This window comes from Parapedobacter sp., assembly GCF_053550995.1.
Genome location: NZ_JBMQOC010000071.1, coordinates 19698 through 38969 on the forward strand (window position 1 = coordinate 19698; position 19272 = coordinate 38969).

The window sequence follows — 19272 nt, forward strand, 5'->3', positions numbered from 1 at the left end:
CCATCAAAAAAATTCTTGCAAAAGAAAAAGGACAGCAAGGAAATCCTTTAAAGCGATGCGTAACGTCTTCAGTGACTGCGTGATGTGGTACTCCACTGCTTTCTCCGATAAATTCAGCTTATGGGCAATCTCCTTGACCGAGTAGTATTCGGTACGGCTTAACGTATAGATGGTCTTGGTTTTGGGGGGCATCATGGCCACGCCTTTTTCAATGGCTTCGTTGAGTTCTTTTATGCGCATGGAGGCTTCCACCGGGTTGTGGGGGTCGCGCTCCTTGCGGAGCAAGTGCAGGGCATATGCCTCTTCGTGCAACTGCGATTTTAGGTAGGTGATAAAACGGAACCGGACTGCGGAAAACAGATATGCGCCCACATGCTCGATGCGTAGTGATTTGCGCTTCTCCCAAAGGGATACAAATACATTTTGGGTGATGTCCTCGGCCAATGTCTCATTGCCCGAACGGCGCACCACTTGCAGGTAACAACGTCGCCAATAGCGTCGATATAGCTCTTCAAAAGCAATCTGGTCGTCTTTGCCTATCCGAATAAGCAGCTCCGCATCTGTTTCGATCGTGGCTTTGTTCAACAAGGTCTTTATGTCAATTGGTTCTTACAAACGTAATGATTCGTTTACATTTTCACAAGGGTTTCCTGAATATTAAATAGTAATCGACTGGGTGCCAGAACCAGTGGGCTTATTTTTGATCTGCTTTCCGGCCTCTATGCCGGCCAGGCATGTTACTTGGACGCACCCAAGTAACCAAGGTGCTCCGGCTGTGCCGCAGTTGTCGTTCCCAACACAGTTTACCAACGACGGCAAGTTTTAAATGCGGTTGCCCTGCTTCGGCAATACACACTTTGCCGTAGCCACGGACATTCCTTACCTTTGATGCTCGAAAATACACCATGAAACGCATTGACGCCCTACTGCTACTGAGTACGTTTGCCTTCGGCACCTTATGTTTACACTGCACAGGCAACGGCAGTAATGGCATGCATAGTAACGCCGCGCGCCAAACACGGCAATCCGAAGTGTCGGAAAAAAGCACTTTTTACATCGACACACTGTACACGGAGCTCGATAATCCCTGGGGCATGGCCTGGCTTACAGATGGCAGATTGTTGGTGACGGAACGGAAAGGCGCCATCCTTATATTCGAAAACGATCGGTACACCGGCAGGCAACTGGAAGGATTTCCCGAGGTCTATGAACAAGGACAGGGCGGATTGCTGGACATACAGCCCCACCCAAATTATGCCGAAAATGGGTGGATCTATGCCACCTACGCGAAGCCCGGTCCGGGGGGTGGCGGTACCGCCCTAATTCGATTCCGCATAACAGGCAACAAAATTGACGGACTGGAAACCTTATACCAAACCGCGCCACTCTCTGGTGCCGGCGTACATTTCGGTAGCCGCATTGTATTCGACAACGCAGGGTACCTTTATTTCAGTACCGGCGAACGCGGCGTTAAAGAAAATGCGCAGGATTTGACAAACGACCTAGGCAAAATCCATCGGTTACACGATGATGGCCGCATACCTACCGACAACCCGTTTGTAGATACCCCCGATGCCCAACCAAGCATCTGGTCTTTTGGCCACCGCAATGTGCAGGGACTGGCGTATGACCGCATCAACAACAACATCTACGCTACCGAGCATGGACCGCGGGGTGGCGATGAGCTCAACCTCATAGAGCGCGGGAAAAACTATGGCTGGCCGATCATCACATATGGCATCGATTACAGCGGCGCCATCATTTCGGAACTCACCGAAAAAGAAGGCATGGAACAACCTATCCACTATTGGACGCCATCCATTGCCACCTGCGGATTGCTGTATTATACGGGCGACAAATTCCCTGCTTGGCGGAACAACCTGTTTACAGGTGCGTTGGCATTGACGCATGTGGCGCGCGTGGAACTTCGGAACGGCAACTACGTCCACGAAGAAAAGCTGCTCAAGAATATCGGCCGCGTGCGGCATATTGCTCAGCATGCCGATGGTTATATATACGTGCTAACGGAAGGTCCCGGCATGCTGCTCAAACTGATTCCGGCGGAATAGATGGCAATTATCAAAAACTGCGTATCTTTGCTATCATGAACGTCGACAAATTGCTTGGCCGGGCCCTTGATTTCGAGTTTCTGTCGATCGACGAAGGCGTGTACCTATACCACCACGCCCCTATCGCCGACCTATCATACGTGGCCAACGCGCTGCGGAAGATACAGGTACCGCACGGCAAGGTAACCTGGCAGATTGACCGGAATGTGAATACCACCAACGTATGCATCGCCAACTGTAAATTCTGCAATTTTTTCCGTAGACCGGGCCACGAGGAGAGCTATATCACGGATATAGACACCTACAAACGCAAAATAGAGGAGACGTTCCGCTATGGCGGCGACCAGCTACTGCTGCAGGGCGGGCATCACCCTGAGCTAGGACTGGCTTTTTATGCCGATCTGTTCCGGGAGTTGAAAATGCTGTATCCACAGCTGAAGCTGCACGCACTCGGCCCCCCCGAAATCGCACACGTTGCCAAACTGGAAGGCATACCCCATATCGAAGTGCTCCGCGCACTTAAGGAAGCTGGCCTCGATTCCCTTCCCGGCGCGGGCGCAGAAATACTGAACGACCGCGTGCGGCGGCTCATCTCGAAAGGGAAGTGCGGCGGAAAAGAATGGCTGGACGTGATGCGGGCCGCACACCAAGTGAATCTGCCCACTTCGGCAACCATGATGTTCGGACACATCGAAACTATCGAGGAGCGGTTCGAACACCTCGCATGGATACGGGAAGTGCAAGCTGAACGTCCAGCGGATGCGCATGGCTTCATCGCCTTCATCCCCTGGCCGTTCCAAGACGACGGCACCTTGCTCAAGCGGCTGCGGGGAATCACCAACAACGTCTCGGGTGAGGAGTACATCCGCATGATTGCGCTAAGCCGTATCATGCTACCCAATATCAAAAACATACAGGCATCATGGCTCACGGTCGGCAAAAACGTTGCACAGCTGTGCCTGCATGCCGGCGCCAACGATTTTGGGTCGATCATGATCGAGGAGAACGTCGTGTCCGCAGCCGGGGCACCACACCGGTTTACATCCAAATCCATCCAAGACGCAATCCGGGCCGCTGGCTTCGAGCCACAACTCCGCACACAGAAGTACGAGTTCAGGGAAATACCCGAAGCAATAGAAGAGCAGGTCATCGATTATTAATGGAGGCAGAACGTAGCGAACAGCTGATTCGACAAATTGAAGCGCTCATCTACGCTTCGGAAATGGGTATCGGCATCACGGAAATCCAACAGGTCCTCGCGGCGTTATATGAGATGGAAATGGCCGAGGAAGTCATTGTTGAAATGCTCGAAGCCATCAAAGACCGTTACCGGAAAGACGATCGGATCCTTGAACTGCGAAACGTAAACAACGGCTATCAATTCCTCACCAAGCCCGTATATTACGACACCATCAACCAGCTGCAGGCCCACCGATCGAAAAAGAAATTGAGTCCGGCAGCTCTTGAAACATTGGCCATCATTGCCTACAGGCAACCTATCACCAAGCTGGAAATCGAACAGATCCGCGGCGTTAATTGCGATTATTCCGTGCACCGCCTGCTTGAAAAAGAATTGATTAAAATTGCCGGCAAAGCCGATACATTGGGAAAACCTTTACTGTATGCCACGAGCGACCTGTTTATGGACCATTTTGGGATAGCTACGACAGCCGACTTACCGAGACTGAAAGACATTGTACGGGAGGAAAACACCATCGGTGAAACCGGTGAATAACCCACCGATTTATTTTTTTTAAAAAATATGCTTTAAACCAAATTCTTGCTATTTTTATCCTATAAAATAACACAGTATCTATTTACATGATTATGGAAACGCCAATGATGCATGACACTGATTTAGCGATGTTAGCGGACGACATGCTGGTCGCGCTTGACACCGGTCCCGATGACGACGAGGATTCGGGGGATCTTTTCGATGATGAGGATGATGAGTTCGAATTGGATGAATTTGACTCGTTGGAAGAATTTGACGATGATTTCGACGATGATGATTACTAATCAAAAAAGCCTCATATTTGACGAAACCCCGTACCAGATATCATTGCCGGCCAGACAGCTAGCCAAATAATCGTATAATCAAGCCCCATTCAAATCGACCGGTTTACATCGGGAGATGAATGGGCTTTTTATATCCCTATGCCAACGTCTTTTTATGCAGCAGTTCATACAGATCGATGACTTTCTTCTGCAGTTCGATAACCTCCGCCTCACGTTCTTCCAACTTCTCCTTCAACGCTGACAGTTCCGCTGTGTGCTTCTTTTCTTCCTCCGAGTCTGATGTTGACAGCAACTGAACGATAGAAAGATCGAAAAGGCGGGATATTTGATCCAAACGCGATAAATTAACGTCTGTAATACCGGTCTCTATTTTCGAAAACGCAGGGATGGATATATCCAGCCGTTTGGCGACGTCTTCCTGGCTCCACCCTCTTTGGTGTCGCAAAAGTCTGATTTTTTTTCCTAATGTATTCATTGGTAAGATGGTATAAAGAAAATCGCGGTATTTGTGTGCCTGCGGTATTTCTCCACTGGATTCGAATATAATTAAATTTATGATTTATATAAAAACTTATCAGCAAAATTAACAAGATTTATGCCACCGTAATTCCCCGAACTCATAAATAGGAGGTTTTTTCCGGAAGGCGATAAATCGTCCAGATAGGCTTTCATCCGATCAATACCATCCAGATAAACGAGGTTGGGCTGGTTGAAAGCCTGCTTTAGCGTGGCTTCAGAGATTGATTCGGCGTTCCGCTGCTTCAACGCTTCCTGATTGATGAATACCGCGGGAAATTCAGCCTCTTGCATCGTGTCCCGATACTCGTTCAGGTAAGCTTCATTGAGGCTACTGTAGGTATGCAACTCAATGATGGCAACCAATGCTTTGTCGGGGAATTGCTCCTTCAGTGCATGGATACTGGCCCGGAGCTTCGCCGGGGTATGTGCAAAATCCTGATAGACGACACTATCATTGTCGCTCGCTACGTATTCCAATCGACGCGTGGCACCTTTGAATTGCCTAATGGCAGCATAAAAGTCATCCCGTTCAACACCCAACCATTCGCAGACAGTAAACGCTGCCGCTATATTGGATAGGTTATGCTTGCCGAAAACCTGCAACGGTACGTCGCCGATATGCGTATGCATATAGGTGATTCCTTTATTGATGGTATATTCGGGCGTACGATAGCCATGCTTATTTATTTTGGACCGGTCTTCCAGTACCAATTCCTGCAATGTCTTATCCTCCTTGTTATAAACCAGCGTACCTTTAGGCTCAATGCTTTTGATGAACCATCGGAACTGATCCACGTAGTTTTCAAACGTAGGGAAAGCATTCACGTGGTCCCACGCCACACCGCTAATGAGGGCAATATGAGGTTTGTAGAGGTGGAATTTAGGCCGCTGATCGATAGCGGACGCCAAGTACTCGTCGCCCTCGATGACGATGAGCGGTGCATCTTTGGTCAGCCGTACCATGTGGTCAAAATCGTCGAGCTTTGCACCGACCAAAAAATCGAAATCACGCCCGATAGACCGGAGCACATGCATGATCATGCTTGTAATCGTCGTCTTCCCGTGGCTGCCGCCAATCACCACCCTCGTTTTCTCGGCCGCCTGCTCATAGATGAATTCCGGATAGGAGTAAATACGTATACCCAGTTCCCGGGCTTTCTGCAATTCGGGGTTATCTTCCTTCGCGTGCATCCCCAGCACCACGGCGTCAATATCCTCCGTAATGCGTGCCGGATCCCAACCGGCCTCCGGCAATAGGCCCTCTTTCTCGAGGTTGGTACGCGATGGTTCATAGATATGATCGTCCGAACCGCTAACGAGGAAGCCTTTTTTCGCGAGCGCTATCGCGAGGTTGTGCATAATGCTACCGCCAATGGCTATGAAATGTACCCGCATATGCTTACTCTTTTATAAACCGTGCCGCTGCCCAACTATCCATCGCTTCGTGGCCGGTATAGGCCAGGCCGTGTTTCGCCGCAGCGTCCTTCAGTACGTCCAGATCGTGTCCTTCGTAAAAGCCGCTCATATGCAGCACCCCACCCCGCTCCAATGCGTGGGCATAAGCTTCCAACTGTTCCAGCAGGATGTTGCGGTTGATGTTCGCTAAGATCATATCAAACCGATGCCCCCTTATCAAGTCCGCCGAGCCGCACGCCGTTTCGATGTGCGCCACATCGTTCCTTATTTTGTTTTCTTCCACACTGGCTACGCACACGGGGTCATTATCTATTGCTAATACCGATGCTGCCCCCAGTTTTGCCGCCAATATAGCGAGGATACCCGTGCCGCAGCCCATATCTAACACCCTTCCCCCTTCAATGGTTTCCGCCAGCATTTGGCGCATCATCAACGACGTGGTCTGGTGGTGCCCCGTGCCAAACGCCATTTTGGGGTCGATCACGATTTCGTAGGGATATTCAGGTGCCGCGGCATGGAAAGTGGCCCGTACGTAGCATTGATCCGCTACAACCACCGGTTCAAAATTGCGTTCCCACACGCTGTTCCAGTTCTGAGGCTCGATTTCATTGACCACATAGGATACCGTAAAACCAATAGGCTGATGGATCAGCAGGGACTCCAACGCCGAGCGGTCCAGCTGCGCTGATGCGATGTATGCCGCAAACCCGCCGTCGCGGGCTTCGAACGTATCGAAGCCCATATCACCAAGGTCGCTTATCAAGATATCCTGGTGCCAATCTTCGCCGCCTGTGCACGAAAAGACCACTTCACTGTACCTCATGGCCGGTCTGTATCAACGATTGAATACTTTGGCGATATCGATGAAATCGCGTGATTTTAGAGATGCCCCCCCAATAAGGCCGCCATCGATGTCGCCTTGCGCAAACAGTTCCGGTGCATTTTTTGGGTTGCAACTACCACCATAGAGGATGGATGTACCGTTGGCCACATCTTGGTTATAATGGCTGGCTACCTCGTTGCGGATAAACGCGTGCACCTCCTGCGCCTGCTCCGGCGTGGCGGTAAGCCCGGTCCCGATGGCCCATACCGGCTCGTATGCAAGGATTACGTTACCGAAGTCGCCGTCTGCCAAATGGAAGATACCTTTTTCCAATTGGGTACGTATCACGTCAAAATAGCGATCGGATTCACGCTCCTCTTGCGTTTCTCCGATACAGAAGATCGGCGTGAGGCCATGCTTCAGTGCGGCATCCACCTTCTTGCTGAGTACGACATCATCTTCCTGGAAATACGCACGGCGCTCCGAGTGGCCCAGGATGACATACGTTGCACCGGCCGATTTCAGCTGTGCCGCCGATATCTCGCCGGTATATGCCCCCGATTCCTGGAAATAGATGTTTTGCCCGCCCACGCCAACGCGCGACGAACTGCCCGCTAATTGGGCAATACCATGCACGTGGATAAAAGGCACACATACCACAACGCCTTGCTCGCCGATCAGCTCGTCGTTAGCCATATGCACAATCTCGGAAAAAAGACTGACACCCTGCTGGTAGTCAAGGTTCATTTTCCAGTTTCCGGCAACAATTTTCTTTCGTATCATATTTGTATAGTTATCGTATAATAATGTTAATTTTCCATTCCTAATAGCGCCTATATCGCTGCGTGCGTTCAAACACGGCCGTTAGCAGGCGCTTTTCCACCTCATCGAAACGGAGGTTCCGCCGCTCATAGACCGACTCCATCGTTTCGACGAATTTATCCAACCGATAAGCCGAAAAGCCGTCACCGTTGCCCCAGGAGAAATCGGGAATAAACGTGGGCGGAATACCAGCGGCATGAACGCTCGCCCCCACCCCTACTACCGTGCCCGTGTTGAAAGCGGTATTGATGGCACACCGCACATGGTCGGCCATCACCATCCCGCAAAATTGCAAGCCGGTGTCCCGGTATCCCCCTTGGCTATAATCATATAAACGCACGGACTTATAATTGTTCTTTAAATTCGAATTATTCGTGTCAGCTCCCCAATTACAACCCTCGCCAAGGACGGAGCTCCCAAGGTAACCGTCGTGTCCTTTGGCAGAGCGCCCCCAGATAACGCAGGTATTGAGCTCGCCACCCACGCGCGAGTGCGGCCCTACCGATACGTTGCTGTAAATCCGGGTTCCCATTTTCACCTGCGCTTTTTCGCCCAAGGCAAATGCACCTCTGATGAGGCTACCTTCCCACACCTCGCTATTTTTACCTAAGTAGATGGCTCCCTTCGTGCTGTTGAACGTTGCGGCTTCCGCTTGGGCCCCTTCTTCGGCAAAAAGCCGGTCACCAATGAAACGGTTGCTTTCGGATAATATTGCCGACTGCCGCCCCGTGGTAAGCAGATCGAAATCCAACTCGATCTGTCCGCCGTTTTGCAAGAAAATATCTTCGGGATAGGTAATCGCTACCAGTGGATGGTGATAGTTTATGGGTGAAAAACTCGCCAAGGGGGGTAGTTCGCCATATGGCAGGGTTTCTGCACCGGTGCGCAGGGCCACAACTTCGCCTCCGTGCCACAGCGCCTCGCCCGTTCGCAACGCCAACACCGCATCGACCAGCCGGCCGTCGGGGCAGCAGTTACCTCGTATAACCAGGATATCATCGCTTAGCTGCCCTAACGGATACTTTTCCTGTAGATAGTCTTCGGTAAGGAAAGAATGGGAAGCACCCAGCCACTTTGCCCATTTCTCGGCAATGGTGAGTATGCCCACGCGCAGGTCGGCCACAGGACGCGTCAGCGCCAATGGATAAAGCCCTATCCGCCATTCCGCCTTGTCAAATAAAACGATATGCATAGGTTTCCATTTCGAACGGCTAAAATAAAAAAGTCCCGATAAAATATCGGGACTAATATTTTTTTACCTGTTTTCCGGTTACTTTTTGTTGTAACGGCTACGGAATTTGTCGATACGGCCAGCGGTATCAACCAATTTCATTTTTCCGGTGTAGAACGGGTGGGAAGTATGTGAAATTTCCAGTTTCACCAATGGATATTCATTTCCATCCTCCCATTGAATGGTCTCTTTGGCCTCGATGCAAGATTGCGTAATAAACGCGTAATCATTTGACATATCCTTGAAAACCACCAATCTGTAATTCGTTGGATGCAAGTCTTTCTTCATTTTATCTTCGTGTTACTATATTCCTAATGAGCGTGCAAAGATAGTTTATTAGAATTTAAATTCCAACAATACCTCCCAGCTATTTTGTCATTCCAAGTTTATTCGAACACCAACTCACCGAAATATGGGGGCAAGTGAAAATTAGGTACCGGGTGATCGATGGGGTTCCACGCCACGTAATGTGGCTCGGGCAAGTCGTCCCCACACTTATAGAAATTGCCCGTGCACCGCATACCGGCCAGTGACTCCATTGCCTGGGCTTCAAATACGGATAGGGGGATGTGAAGCAGCAGTCGCCATTCCGTATCCCCGTTTTCCAAAACTTCCGCGGCGATACTGCTCACGGCTTTCACGCGCTCAATCGTCTCGCGTGACAGCCGTTTCCGCTCACTTTTCTGCGCCGGCCCGTAACCGATCAGTCCCGTTCCTATGCAATTGAATTCCAGGTTGTAATAATTCGACCCATCGAATGAAAGGAAGAATTCCACGCAGCTGTCTTTATATACGGGGTCGTTCGTGTGTCGGTAAACCGCTTTCACACATTTCTCCTGTACCTCGAATAGCAGCAGGATACCTACCGGTGTATGGGCAATCTTGAAATGAACCGAAGGGTGATATGGGAAAGCCTTCCAGGGCACTTCCGTGAGCTTGGTCGCCTCCAATGGGGCCATATTGGCCAATAGCTCCTCTGCGGTCGTATGTGGATTGACACCCGCCAGGAAAGGAATGGTCATCGTATTCATCGACATCTGTTTTCTATTTGGGCATGCCCTCATTGGTACCATTCGGCCACACGCGCCACGATGGCCCGCAACTCCGGTTCGTGGACTTCGAGTTCGCTCACCAGCTTAAGTTGCGCACGGGTACGTTGCAAATTATGGTCGGCATGGTGCACCTTATAATAATGGTCGCCCTCTAAAAAGTCGGTCAAGAACCGTACTGCCTGCATATACGGGAACAATAGCACCCCTTCCATCAGCGACGCCGTCTCGTCTGCCGTCAGGAAATGGTGCGCTTCTTCGAAATACCCTTCGGTATACGCCTCAAATAATGGAATATTCAGGCGCACCTTATCCAGATCGGCCTCGTCTTCTGCAGCCCGGTTGATGATGGTCCGTATGGCATCGCCAAAATCGTAGGCCACATATCCCGGCATCACCGTATCCAGGTCAATCACGCATTGTGCACAGTCATCGGCATCCAGCAATACGTTGTTGAATTTGGTGTCGTTATGCGTAATCCGTATAGGTAACCGCCCTTGGGCGGCCAAATCCAATATCGCGTGCATCCGCTTTGCTCGCCTGTCTATAAATGCCAGTTCCTCTTGCACCTGTCCAACGCGGCCAGCCGTATCGGCCGCTACCGCACGGCTGAGTTGGGCCAACCGGTTGCCGATATGGTGGAAATCGGGCAGCACTTCGTGGATGAGTTCAACATCCAAGTCGACCAGCATCCGCTGGAATTGTCCAAACGCCCGCCCGCCTTCCTGCGCCTGCTGCGGGGTCTCCACGATATCATAGCTTCGTGTTCCATCCAGCAAGATAAACATCCGCCAAAAATTGCGTTGCCGATCCCGAAAATACGGTTCGTCGCCGGTAGTCGGTATCAGTGTCAACACACGGCGATCAAGATGGTTGCTTCCTTTAAATTCGTCAGCATACCGTTTTTTCAAGTGGCCGGTTACCTGCTGGATATTATCCATCACCGCCGCGACGTTCTTGAAAACATGGTGGTTTACGCGCTGGAGCAGGTATTGTTTCGCTCCGGCCTTGTCGGTCACCACCCGGAAGGTGTCGTTAATATGCCCCGATCCGAATGCGGAAACATCCACCACCCTACCTTCGATATCAAATTCATTGGCCAACGAGGCTAACTGCTCTGGATTAAAATCATTCATAAAATAAGGAAACCCGTATCTTCTACTTAACTGATGCGCAATATGCAAATTAGCCCACGAATAACCATACCATTTCAACAAACAAACGTTTGCGTTATTTTTAACCTGCGTTCGATGATTCTTTGCCGGCTCAGAAATCCAATAAACTCGATAGGCAAGGCACCTTTGTGCAGGCTTATCGGGATAAGCCAAGCGAAGGCAACGCCGCGTAGCGAGTTTATTGGGTTAGCTTTGTCGGTCTTTCACTTTGAAACCGCCATCTTCTTCCTGAAAACTCCTCGAAATAGCCCGCTATTCCATCGTCGTTCTCAGTTGAAGCTGCCCCTTTCAAAGCGTTCTGAGCAACAAAAAATCATCGAACGCAGGTTAATAGACATAAAAAAGCCCCCGGAATTTGCATTACGAGGGCTTACTTGCGATTTATTAAACGATCAAATCAACGAAGCGGATTCCACGACGGTCGGCGATGCATCCAACACATCTTTGCTAACCTCATTTCCATACCGCTTGAAATTATCGATAAAACGCCTAGCCAATTGGTTGGCTTTTGCGTAATAGGCATTTTCGTCGGCCCACAATTGTACAGGGTCAAGCACCGCATCGGGCACATCGGGGCAGCTGGTTGGGTAGCGGAGCCCGAATACCGGGTGGGTACGGAAGATGGCTTCCTTCAACACCCCCGTTAAGGCAGCTTTGATAATGGACCGTGTATACGCCAGCTTGATCCGGCGGCCTACACCATATGGACCGGCGACCCAACCTGTATTCACTAACCATACATTGATTGGACGGCCAGCCAAACGTCCCCGCAGCAATTCGGCATACTGTGCGGGGTGCAGCGGCAGGAAAGCTTCGCCAAAACAAGCAGAAAAGACCGCCCTGGGTTCGCTGACCCCCTCCTCGGTGCCGGCCACCTTGGCCGTATAGCCCGACATGAAGTGATACATGGCCTGGGTAGTGGATAGCAATGATACCGGTGGAAGGACGCCAAATGCATCGGCCGTAAGGAAGAAAATATCTTTGGGTACGGATGCTTGGCCAAGCGTCACGCTACCCATGATGTGATCGATGGGGTAGGCCACACGGGTGTTTTCTGTTTTAGACACGTCGTCGTAATCCGGCAAACGCGTGCCGGGAACGTAACGGATATTCTCTATCAATGCACCGAACCGGACCGCATGGAAGATTTCTGGCTCCTTGCTCTCGTCCAATCCCACACATTTGGCATAGCATCCCCCTTCAAAATTAAAAATACCGTTGTCGCTCCAACCATGTTCGTCGTCGCCCACCAGCATCCGGCTCTGGTCGGCAGATAGCGTTGTTTTGCCCGTACCCGACAACCCGAAAAACAGGGCGGTATGCCCACGGGTGTCCGTGTTGGCCGCACAATGCATGGGAAGCACCTGTTTTTCCAGCGGCAGTATAAAGTTCATCACGGAGAACATGCCTTTCTTAATTTCACCGGTATAGCCTGTACCGGCAATCAGCACCACTTTATGGGTAAAATCGATGATCACGAAATGGGGGTGGTGCAATCCATAACGCTCGGGATCGGCACAGGTATAACCGGGTGCCGCAAGGATGGACCATTCGGGCCGCGACATCGGATCGGGTGATGTTGGCCGGATAAAGAGGTTGTTGACGAACACACTCTGGTAGGCGGTTTCGGTCACTGCCCGGACGCCGATGCTGTACGAGGGGTCGGCACCGGCAATGGCGTCGCGCACGAAAATCTCCCGACCGCTCAAGTAGGCCCCAACCTCCTTAAACAGGTACGCAAACGACTGTGCGGAGATTGGCTGGTTGATGTCGCCCCACCATATGGAATCTTCCGTCAAGGCGTCCGCAACGATGATACGGTCGTAGGGGGTACGACCGGTAAAACGGCCCGTGTCTGCGGCCAGGGCACCGGAGGCCGACAGGCTTCCTTCACCCGTGAGAAGGGCATGCTCAACCAGCTCCGCCACAGGTTGTTGATAGTGTACCTTTTCACTGTTCCTGATAAAAAGGTAATCTAGCTTTGGAATAGCTTTTTTTGAAGCATTCATAGCAATTAATTCTATATGTGCATTGATTCAATGCGGCAAATGTAGGGATTAAAAAATCATAAAATGCAGTAAAATATACTGAAAATCAGCTTTTTGTAAATAATACACTAAGTTAATACGCTGTATACCAACAATGTTTATCGTTTTAGCCTATTCTTTCGCTGGCTCCGTTCCGCAGACCATATTTTTTCAACTTGCATCGCCGTATTTGGCGGGTATTCTTTACCTTTAACCGTTGACCAACAACAGAACAGACTACGTATGGAATTATACCCTATAGACACCGGATTATTCAAGCTCGATGGGGGCGCCATGTTCGGCGTCGTACCCAAATCCATCTGGCAACGCACCAACCCCGCCGATGACCGGAACATGTGCACTTGGGCAGCACGGCTCTTACTTATCAAGGAAGGCAAGCGGCTCACCTTGGTAGACACCGGGCTGGGCAACAAACAAAACGAGAAATTTTTCAGCCACTATTACCGCCACGGGGACGGCACGCTTGACGGATCGTTAGCCAAACATGGGTTCCATCGGGACGACATTACCGATGTATTTCTCACACACCTCCATTTCGACCACGTCGGGGGGGCCATCATGCACGAAGCGGGCCGTTTGGTACCGGCTTTCAAGAACGCTACTTATTGGAGCAACAAACAGCACTGGGATTGGGCATTATTCCCCAACCATCGCGAAAAGCCCTCGTTCCTGCAGGAAAATATCATACCGATTTACGAGAGCGGGCAGCTGCGCTATATCGACGTGGAAGATGGGATCCGTTTTTCCGACAACATCACCGTACGCTTCGCCTATGGCCATACCGATGCCATGATGCTCCCGCAAATCAACTGCAACGGAAGGACACTGCTGTACATGGCCGACCTCCTGCCCTCCGCCGGACACATCCCGCTACCGTATGTGATGAGCTACGATGTACAGCCCCTCATCACCATGGAAGAGCGCAAAAACTATTGGCAAGAATCCATCGACAACGACTATGCCCTATTTTTGGAGCACGACCCCGTTAACGAGTGCTGCACCATCCAGCTAACGGACAAAGGGTACCGGCTGAAAGAGACGTTTTCGCTCAACGAGTGGCTGGCGGGCAATAAGTAAGCCTCCGGTTTACTTTACGGGAGTGTGCAACATCAACGCTTCCACGGCATCGGCAATATGCTGGTAAGGGTATTTGTGCACAATGAAATAATGGCCCGCATCGATCGTCGGGTCCCACCTGTCAGTCCCTTTTTCATCGACGACAAACTTGCCGGGTCCGTTCACATAAAAATAGTCCGTAGGGTTACGAACCGCGATCAATACGGCGGTCTGGTCCCACGACTGGCGGTTGGCCACCTCCTTTCCGGCATACGTTTTCAGATTCATTTGGTAACCTTTGGTCACCGGCCCATCATCGCTACGCGCAGCCACCTTACCACCGGTAAGAATTTTTGTTCCGATTTCGAAGCCACTGAACAGTATCGGTGTCGGCCAATTATCAAACACATCGACGGAAGCCGGGGCATCTTTGATCACATTGAACTCAACCCCCTCCGGGAATAGGCCGGCCATGGCGACCAGCTGCTTCACTTTGGCTTTCACTAGCTCCATGCCGTTTAGCTCGGAATGCTCATCCGGTTGGGAAGCTAAAAGCCCACTAAGGTTTGAAAGGAACCCTACCGTAACGATCGTTACGCTATTATCGGGTTGGCTTGCCAATACCTGCCGGTATACATTCACCCCATTGGGATAGGTTTTACCGTGCAGCTCGGGTGCGTAAGTATTGACCAGCGTATCGTTCCAGCCGTTTTCGGCCGTAAAATCCGGAGCCCCGTCGGGGGCCGCACCTACGGGTAGATCTGGCCGGCCAAAGTACCGGTTGAACACCTCGATGGTTGGCGCAATCGCCGGGTGTGCATCGCTCGCCACGGTGGCCAATATTTCGCATTCCCCGCTATCGGCCAAGGCATGCAGTACCGCAAGGGCACCGATGTCATCATAATCGGGCCCCATATCGGTGTCAAAAATAATTTTCGGGGTCTGTGTGGCCGACAATTTCATTTGATCATTCGGTGGCATGGAGCATGCTACGCAACAAAGAGCGGCACTAAAAAGAAAAATTGGATACGCTTTCATAAGGGCAATAATAAAAATAAGTTAATTAAAATGTTCATCGTCATAACAGCTATCCGCCAGCTGCAATCAATAATCCCAAGCCCACCACAAACAAAACAAACATGGCGGCGACAAGTACGTTCACCGATCTGGAGCCGCCTTTGAATTCTTTCCAGATAACCACACCCCACAGGGCCGCCACCAGCGTAGCCCCCTGCCCCAGCCCATAAGATATCGCAGGCCCCGCCTTCCCCGCCGCAATGAGGTTGAACAGGTTGCCCAGCCCCCAAATACAGCCACCCAAGACACCCACGAGATGGATGCTAAACCGGCCACGGAAATATTCCCCGTAACTAATAGGCGCCCCTTCGAGCGGCCTACGCATCAAAACGGTGTTGAACACCAAGTTGCTTACCAGGATACCCGCAGCAAATACCACAAAGGCCGTATAGGGTGTCATCTTGCCGGCGGCGGGGCTTACGAAGTTTTCGAGGTCCATGCCGGCGGCGATAAAGGGATAGAATGTGGACATCAAAATACCGGCGATGACCGAGACGGCAATCCACTTGCCCACCTTCTTCTTACCGGCACTACCCGAATGCTTCCCATATGCCACCGCATTGAGGATAATAGCCAGCGTAACCAAGCCAACGCCCAGGAAAAGCAATACGGGGTCGCCTTTACTGAGCATGAGGTAATTGATGAGCACGCCGATAACCAGTGCCAACCCGATGCCCACGGGAAATGCCACCGCCATGCCGGCACCGGCAATAGCGGCCGTCAACAGGATATTCGCAAGGTTGAATACCACACCACCGATGAGTGCGCTGCGGACGTTATCGCCATCGGCTTGCGCCAAATCAGTCAAAAATGACCGCCCTGAATCACCCACACTGCCCATGGTGAATGCCCCAACGAGCGAAAGCAGAAAGATCCCCCATACGTAATCCCAATAGAACAGTTCGAAGCGCCATTCACGCTGTACCAACTTCTGCGTATTGGCCCAGGAGCCCCAGCATAGCATCGTAATGATGCAGAACAAGACTGCTAGTCCATAACTTTCTACGATAAACATAATTCACTGGTCTTTAAATTGGTTTATAACTCTATCTATTTATGTCATACTACTCAACAACACTTCGTTTCGGAAAGGGATGGACGATTGCGCCCCCATCTTGGTGACCGCTATCGATGCCGCTCGGCACGCAAAAGATGTTGCATCCGTTAGCCCCTTGCCTTCAGCCAGCGCCACCGCCAACGCCCCATTGAATACGTCGCCTGCGGCCGTCGTGTCCACGGTCTCTACACTCGGGGCCGGGATATGGTAGAACACGCCGTTTTCCAGCACCGCGGCACCATCCTTCCCCAATGTCACGATGACATGTTTCACTCCCTGGGCATGTATGCTTTCTGCTGCTTGTCGCGCACTCGGAATGTCCACAATCCGTATCCCCGATAACATTTCAGCTTCATTGACATTCGGCGTAAGGATATCGACCAAATCAAAAACACGTGGCACCAACTCATTGGCGGGAGCAGGGTTCAGGATGACCTGCATGCCTTTCTCCCGGGCATGCTGTGCAGCAAATTCTACCGTGCGCATGGGTATTTCCAATTGCATCAACAATATCTTGCTGTCGGGATATTTCTCGAGTACACGCTCCACATCCGCCGGTTCCAGGTGTGCATTCGCGCCGGGAGCCACAACAATGCTATTTTCGCCATGCTCGTCGACCGTAATAAGGGCAATCCCCGATGGACTGTCGTGGTCAGATAGTATACCATTCGTATCCACTCCCTCTTCGTCAAATAGCTGTGAGGATTGTTTTCCGAAAATGTCATCACCGATTTTTCCGACGAACGTTACGTCTCCCCCCAACCGCGCAACCGATACGGCTTGATTAGCACCTTTTCCCCCTGGATTCATGAAAAATGATCCACCCAAAACAGTTTCTCCCGGCTGGGGAATATGGCTGGTCTTTACCACCATATCCATGTTCATACTTCCTACTACAATGATTTTACAACTCATATAACTGGTTACAAAAACTAACAATTTGGTCTATTACGATAACAAAAGTAATGGAGATATTTTTCGGAAATCAACCTTTTTTTCATAATTTTATGAATTATGAAATGAAATAAAACAAGTAAAAACATGATGTTAATACTGGTATTCAATTCATTAATACAAATAATAAACAACCCATACTCACTGAATCACTCTCCACTAAGCACTAACTAACCCACCACAGATCGTTCCCTATGCTCACGTTTGAATTAGAAAAACTCATCCGCTCGCTCTCTGCTGCTGAAAAAAAACATTTCCAGCTGCATTGCACGAAACTCAAAGGCCCGAAAGACTATTTGCTTTTATATGAGCTGGTTATCGAACATGCTAATGGCAACGGCGAGTCGTGGGAACAGCAGTTCCGACATACTTATCCGTCAAAGTCTTTTGAGAACACCGCGAGCTATTTGTACAAGGTACTCACCGATTTGCTTGTACAGATACGTATCGAACAGGACACCTGGTATGCGCAGCACCACCAATTGATGAAGGCCCGGCTGTGCTTTGAGCGCTCCATGCCGAACCGGGCGCACAAGGCGCTCAGCAAAGCATTTAAGCTGGCATCCGAGAGCCAAAACCATGCGGTTGCTTACCAGGCATCGCGCATGGAGCTTACTGCATTGGCCGATATCGGTTTTCCGATGACCAGCGAACAACAGCTAGTCGATAAGCAGATGAAAGCCAAACATACCCTGCAATCGCTCCGGCAATTGCATGAGCATTATTCGTTGTACGAGCTCTTAAGCTATAGGCTAACGAACGATGCACTGGCAGTCAATGGCAAAAGCGACAAAAAAATCAACGATTTGATCCTAAGTGAGCTCAGTTTAACCACCCGGGGCAGCCAACACGAGTTCGAACCACAGAAACTCCACTTATTATTCCAGTCGTTCTTTTTCATCCATACCGGCGAATACCGTTCAGCTTTACGGATTTTCAACGAGCTTAACAAACTGATTGAATCCAACGAATCGATGTGGGATTACCCGCCGTACGATTACCTATCGGCATTAGACGGTATCTTGGATAGCTTACGAAGCATCGGGTATTACGAAGAAATGGCGTTGTTTATCGATAAGGCAACAGCCCTGTCCAAGCGGCCCTACCCTGATCACTTCTGCCACCTCGCCACACTCACGGCAAACGTGTATCGGTTGAACATGCTGCTCGGCAAGGGAAGTATCCACAAGGCCTTAGCATTCGTAAACCATCAAGGGGCCACCCCGGCGCTCGAAGGCCATGAAAAGCAATTGGAATACGACTACTTTGAAGGATTGACCTATTTCCGCTCACAGCAATGGAACAAGGCCAATAAGTGTATCAACCTTATTTCTGCGACGGAAAAACGGCACACACTGCTTCCTGTATACCGTGCCGCACGTCTATTGCACATCCTTATCAGCTACGAACAGGACGACCTAGAATACCTCGATTACGAAATCCGTTCCTATAAACGAGCCTTCGGTAAATTGGGAAAGTCTTACAAAACAGAGAAGTTGGTGTTCAACACCATCTCTGCCGACCCAAAGCGCCGAGGAAATGCTTGGAAAGTGGCCGCAAGAAAGAAAATCGCTACAAAACGATCGGCCATTCAAGCTGAAAAACGCGAAATGCAGCTATTAAAGTATTTTGATTTCGGCGAATGGGTTTCTGAAAAACACCGATAAGCGGCTTTGCCCGTTTAAGTAGTTACTGATAGCCTCACTGCTAGTTCCGGTGTTGGGGTAGGGCTTGAACATCCCCTACATGGATTCGGCCGAACCGGTGTATGGATAGCCTAAACCGGAGTACGGATAGCCCAACCCCTACATGGATTTGCCTAAACCCTACATGGATTTGTTCAAACCGGAGTACGGATGACCCAACCCCTACATGGATTTGCCTAAACCCTACATGGATTAGCCCAAACCGGAGTACGGATAGCTCAACCCCTACATGGATTTGCCTAAACCCTACA

20 protein-coding genes are annotated in these 19272 nt (G+C 50.5%); 6 read left to right on the forward strand and 14 right to left on the reverse strand.

The genetic code is table 11. The annotated features are described in order from the left end of the window. Nucleotides 1-3: 3 nt before the first annotated feature. On the reverse strand, nucleotides 4-585 hold the full coding sequence (locus ACO1NT_RS10215; RefSeq protein WP_449048527.1) for an RNA polymerase sigma-70 factor: 582 nt from the start codon (nucleotides 583-585) through the stop codon (nucleotides 4-6). Nucleotides 586-905: 320 nt separating this feature from the next. Here ACO1NT_RS10215 and ACO1NT_RS10220 point away from each other — a divergent pair, with 320 nt between their 5' ends. From ACO1NT_RS10220 to ACO1NT_RS10235, 4 genes are all read left to right on the forward strand, one after another. Next, nucleotides 906-2069: a PQQ-dependent sugar dehydrogenase gene (locus ACO1NT_RS10220; RefSeq protein WP_449048528.1), complete on the forward strand. Its 1164-nt coding sequence runs from the start codon at nucleotides 906-908 to the stop codon at nucleotides 2067-2069. A 35-nt stretch (nucleotides 2070-2104) separates the two neighbouring features. After that, nucleotides 2105-3229 (forward strand): cyclic dehypoxanthinyl futalosine synthase, encoded by a 1125-nt coding sequence (gene mqnC, locus ACO1NT_RS10225; protein WP_449048529.1) that lies wholly within the window; start codon nucleotides 2105-2107, stop codon nucleotides 3227-3229. Further along, nucleotides 3229-3804: an SMC-Scp complex subunit ScpB gene (scpB, locus tag ACO1NT_RS10230; RefSeq protein ID WP_449048530.1), complete on the forward strand. Its 576-nt coding sequence runs from the start codon at nucleotides 3229-3231 to the stop codon at nucleotides 3802-3804. Before mqnC ends, scpB begins: the two co-directional genes overlap by 1 nt. A gap of 104 nt (nucleotides 3805-3908) precedes the next feature. Continuing rightward, nucleotides 3909-4088: a hypothetical protein gene (locus tag ACO1NT_RS10235; protein WP_449048531.1), complete on the forward strand. Its 180-nt coding sequence runs from the start codon at nucleotides 3909-3911 to the stop codon at nucleotides 4086-4088. Nucleotides 4089-4224: 136 nt separating this feature from the next. Here the strand turns inward: ACO1NT_RS10235 and ACO1NT_RS10240 are convergent, their stop codons facing one another. From ACO1NT_RS10240 to pckA, 9 genes are all read right to left on the reverse strand, one after another. Beyond that, nucleotides 4225-4563, reverse strand: a complete 339-nt coding sequence (locus tag ACO1NT_RS10240) for a helix-turn-helix domain-containing protein (protein ID WP_449048532.1) — start codon at nucleotides 4561-4563, stop codon at nucleotides 4225-4227. Nucleotides 4564-4640: 77 nt separating this feature from the next. Continuing rightward, nucleotides 4641-6002, reverse strand: a complete 1362-nt coding sequence (locus ACO1NT_RS10245) for a UDP-N-acetylmuramate--L-alanine ligase (RefSeq protein WP_449048533.1) — start codon at nucleotides 6000-6002, stop codon at nucleotides 4641-4643. Nucleotides 6003-6006: 4 nt separating this feature from the next. Continuing rightward, nucleotides 6007-6846 carry a 50S ribosomal protein L11 methyltransferase gene (gene prmA, locus ACO1NT_RS10250; RefSeq protein WP_449048534.1) on the reverse strand — a complete coding sequence of 280 codons (840 nt, stop codon included), beginning with the start codon at nucleotides 6844-6846 and terminating at the stop codon, nucleotides 6007-6009. 12 nt (nucleotides 6847-6858) lie between these two features. Beyond that, complete coding sequence (gene tpiA, locus ACO1NT_RS10255) at nucleotides 6859-7626, reverse strand: triose-phosphate isomerase (protein WP_449048546.1); 768 nt, start codon at nucleotides 7624-7626, stop codon at nucleotides 6859-6861. A 43-nt stretch (nucleotides 7627-7669) separates the two neighbouring features. Next, nucleotides 7670-8860, reverse strand: coding sequence for a putative sugar nucleotidyl transferase (locus tag ACO1NT_RS10260; protein WP_449048535.1), 1191 nt, complete (start codon nucleotides 8858-8860; stop codon nucleotides 7670-7672). Nucleotides 8861-8938: 78 nt separating this feature from the next. Continuing rightward, entirely contained in the window at nucleotides 8939-9187 is a 249-nt protein-coding gene (locus tag ACO1NT_RS10265) for a type B 50S ribosomal protein L31 (protein ID WP_449048536.1), read from the reverse strand. Between the two features lie 98 nt (nucleotides 9188-9285). Beyond that, nucleotides 9286-9930 (reverse strand): carbohydrate-binding family 9-like protein, encoded by a 645-nt coding sequence (locus tag ACO1NT_RS10270; protein ID WP_449048537.1) that lies wholly within the window; start codon nucleotides 9928-9930, stop codon nucleotides 9286-9288. Between the two features lie 29 nt (nucleotides 9931-9959). After that, nucleotides 9960-11084 carry a phosphotransferase enzyme family protein gene (locus ACO1NT_RS10275; protein ID WP_449048538.1) on the reverse strand — a complete coding sequence of 375 codons (1125 nt, stop codon included), beginning with the start codon at nucleotides 11082-11084 and terminating at the stop codon, nucleotides 9960-9962. A gap of 431 nt (nucleotides 11085-11515) precedes the next feature. Further along, entirely contained in the window at nucleotides 11516-13132 is a 1617-nt protein-coding gene (gene pckA, locus ACO1NT_RS10280; protein ID WP_449048539.1) for a phosphoenolpyruvate carboxykinase (ATP), read from the reverse strand. A gap of 261 nt (nucleotides 13133-13393) precedes the next feature. Here pckA and ACO1NT_RS10285 point away from each other — a divergent pair, with 261 nt between their 5' ends. Continuing rightward, nucleotides 13394-14248: an MBL fold metallo-hydrolase gene (locus ACO1NT_RS10285; protein WP_449048540.1), complete on the forward strand. Its 855-nt coding sequence runs from the start codon at nucleotides 13394-13396 to the stop codon at nucleotides 14246-14248. Nucleotides 14249-14257: 9 nt separating this feature from the next. Here the strand turns inward: ACO1NT_RS10285 and ACO1NT_RS10290 are convergent, their stop codons facing one another. The 3 genes from ACO1NT_RS10290 to rbsK all read right to left on the reverse strand — a co-directional run bounded on the left by ACO1NT_RS10290 (nucleotide 14258) and on the right by rbsK (nucleotide 17276). Then, nucleotides 14258-15208 (reverse strand): nucleoside hydrolase, encoded by a 951-nt coding sequence (locus tag ACO1NT_RS10290; RefSeq protein ID WP_449048541.1) that lies wholly within the window; start codon nucleotides 15206-15208, stop codon nucleotides 14258-14260. A gap of 106 nt (nucleotides 15209-15314) precedes the next feature. Beyond that, the gene (locus ACO1NT_RS10295; RefSeq protein WP_449048542.1) at nucleotides 15315-16319 is read right to left on the reverse strand and encodes a GRP family sugar transporter; all 1005 of its coding nucleotides are present in this window, start codon (nucleotides 16317-16319) and stop codon (nucleotides 15315-15317) included. A 39-nt stretch (nucleotides 16320-16358) separates the two neighbouring features. Beyond that, nucleotides 16359-17276 (reverse strand): ribokinase, encoded by a 918-nt coding sequence (gene rbsK, locus ACO1NT_RS10300; RefSeq protein ID WP_449048543.1) that lies wholly within the window; start codon nucleotides 17274-17276, stop codon nucleotides 16359-16361. Between the two features lie 233 nt (nucleotides 17277-17509). On the opposite strand from rbsK, the gene ACO1NT_RS10305 reads away from it, so the two are divergent. After that, entirely contained in the window at nucleotides 17510-18982 is a 1473-nt protein-coding gene (locus ACO1NT_RS10305) for a hypothetical protein (protein WP_449048544.1), read from the forward strand. A 40-nt stretch (nucleotides 18983-19022) separates the two neighbouring features. Here the strand turns inward: ACO1NT_RS10305 and ACO1NT_RS10310 are convergent. After that, nucleotides 19023-19272 (reverse strand): hypothetical protein (locus tag ACO1NT_RS10310; RefSeq protein WP_449048545.1); only part of this gene is annotated, 250 nt, incomplete at its 5' end.

Coding starts and splice junctions, on each gene's coding strand:
- ACO1NT_RS10220 (WP_449048528.1), top strand. CDS start 906: ATGAAACGCATTGACGCCCTACTGCTACTGAGTACGTTTGCCTTCGGC.
- mqnC (WP_449048529.1), top strand. CDS start 2,105: ATGAACGTCGACAAATTGCTTGGCCGGGCCCTTGATTTCGAGTTTCTG.
- scpB (WP_449048530.1), top strand. CDS start 3,229: ATGGAGGCAGAACGTAGCGAACAGCTGATTCGACAAATTGAAGCGCTC.
- ACO1NT_RS10235 (WP_449048531.1), top strand. CDS start 3,909: ATGATGCATGACACTGATTTAGCGATGTTAGCGGACGACATGCTGGTC.
- ACO1NT_RS10240 (WP_449048532.1), bottom strand. CDS start 4,563: ATGAATACATTAGGAAAAAAAATCAGACTTTTGCGACACCAAAGAGGG.
- ACO1NT_RS10245 (WP_449048533.1), bottom strand. CDS start 6,002: ATGCGGGTACATTTCATAGCCATTGGCGGTAGCATTATGCACAACCTC.
- prmA (WP_449048534.1), bottom strand. CDS start 6,846: ATGAGGTACAGTGAAGTGGTCTTTTCGTGCACAGGCGGCGAAGATTGG.
- ACO1NT_RS10260 (WP_449048535.1), bottom strand. CDS start 8,860: ATGCATATCGTTTTATTTGACAAGGCGGAATGGCGGATAGGGCTTTAT.
- ACO1NT_RS10265 (WP_449048536.1), bottom strand. CDS start 9,187: ATGAAGAAAGACTTGCATCCAACGAATTACAGATTGGTGGTTTTCAAG.
- ACO1NT_RS10270 (WP_449048537.1), bottom strand. CDS start 9,930: ATGAATACGATGACCATTCCTTTCCTGGCGGGTGTCAATCCACATACG.
- ACO1NT_RS10275 (WP_449048538.1), bottom strand. CDS start 11,084: ATGAATGATTTTAATCCAGAGCAGTTAGCCTCGTTGGCCAATGAATTT.
- pckA (WP_449048539.1), bottom strand. CDS start 13,132: ATGAATGCTTCAAAAAAAGCTATTCCAAAGCTAGATTACCTTTTTATC.
- ACO1NT_RS10285 (WP_449048540.1), top strand. CDS start 13,394: ATGGAATTATACCCTATAGACACCGGATTATTCAAGCTCGATGGGGGC.
- ACO1NT_RS10290 (WP_449048541.1), bottom strand. CDS start 15,208: ATGCCACCGAATGATCAAATGAAATTGTCGGCCACACAGACCCCGAAA.
- ACO1NT_RS10295 (WP_449048542.1), bottom strand. CDS start 16,319: ATGTTTATCGTAGAAAGTTATGGACTAGCAGTCTTGTTCTGCATCATT.
- rbsK (WP_449048543.1), bottom strand. CDS start 17,276: ATGAGTTGTAAAATCATTGTAGTAGGAAGTATGAACATGGATATGGTG.
- ACO1NT_RS10305 (WP_449048544.1), top strand. CDS start 17,510: ATGCTCACGTTTGAATTAGAAAAACTCATCCGCTCGCTCTCTGCTGCT.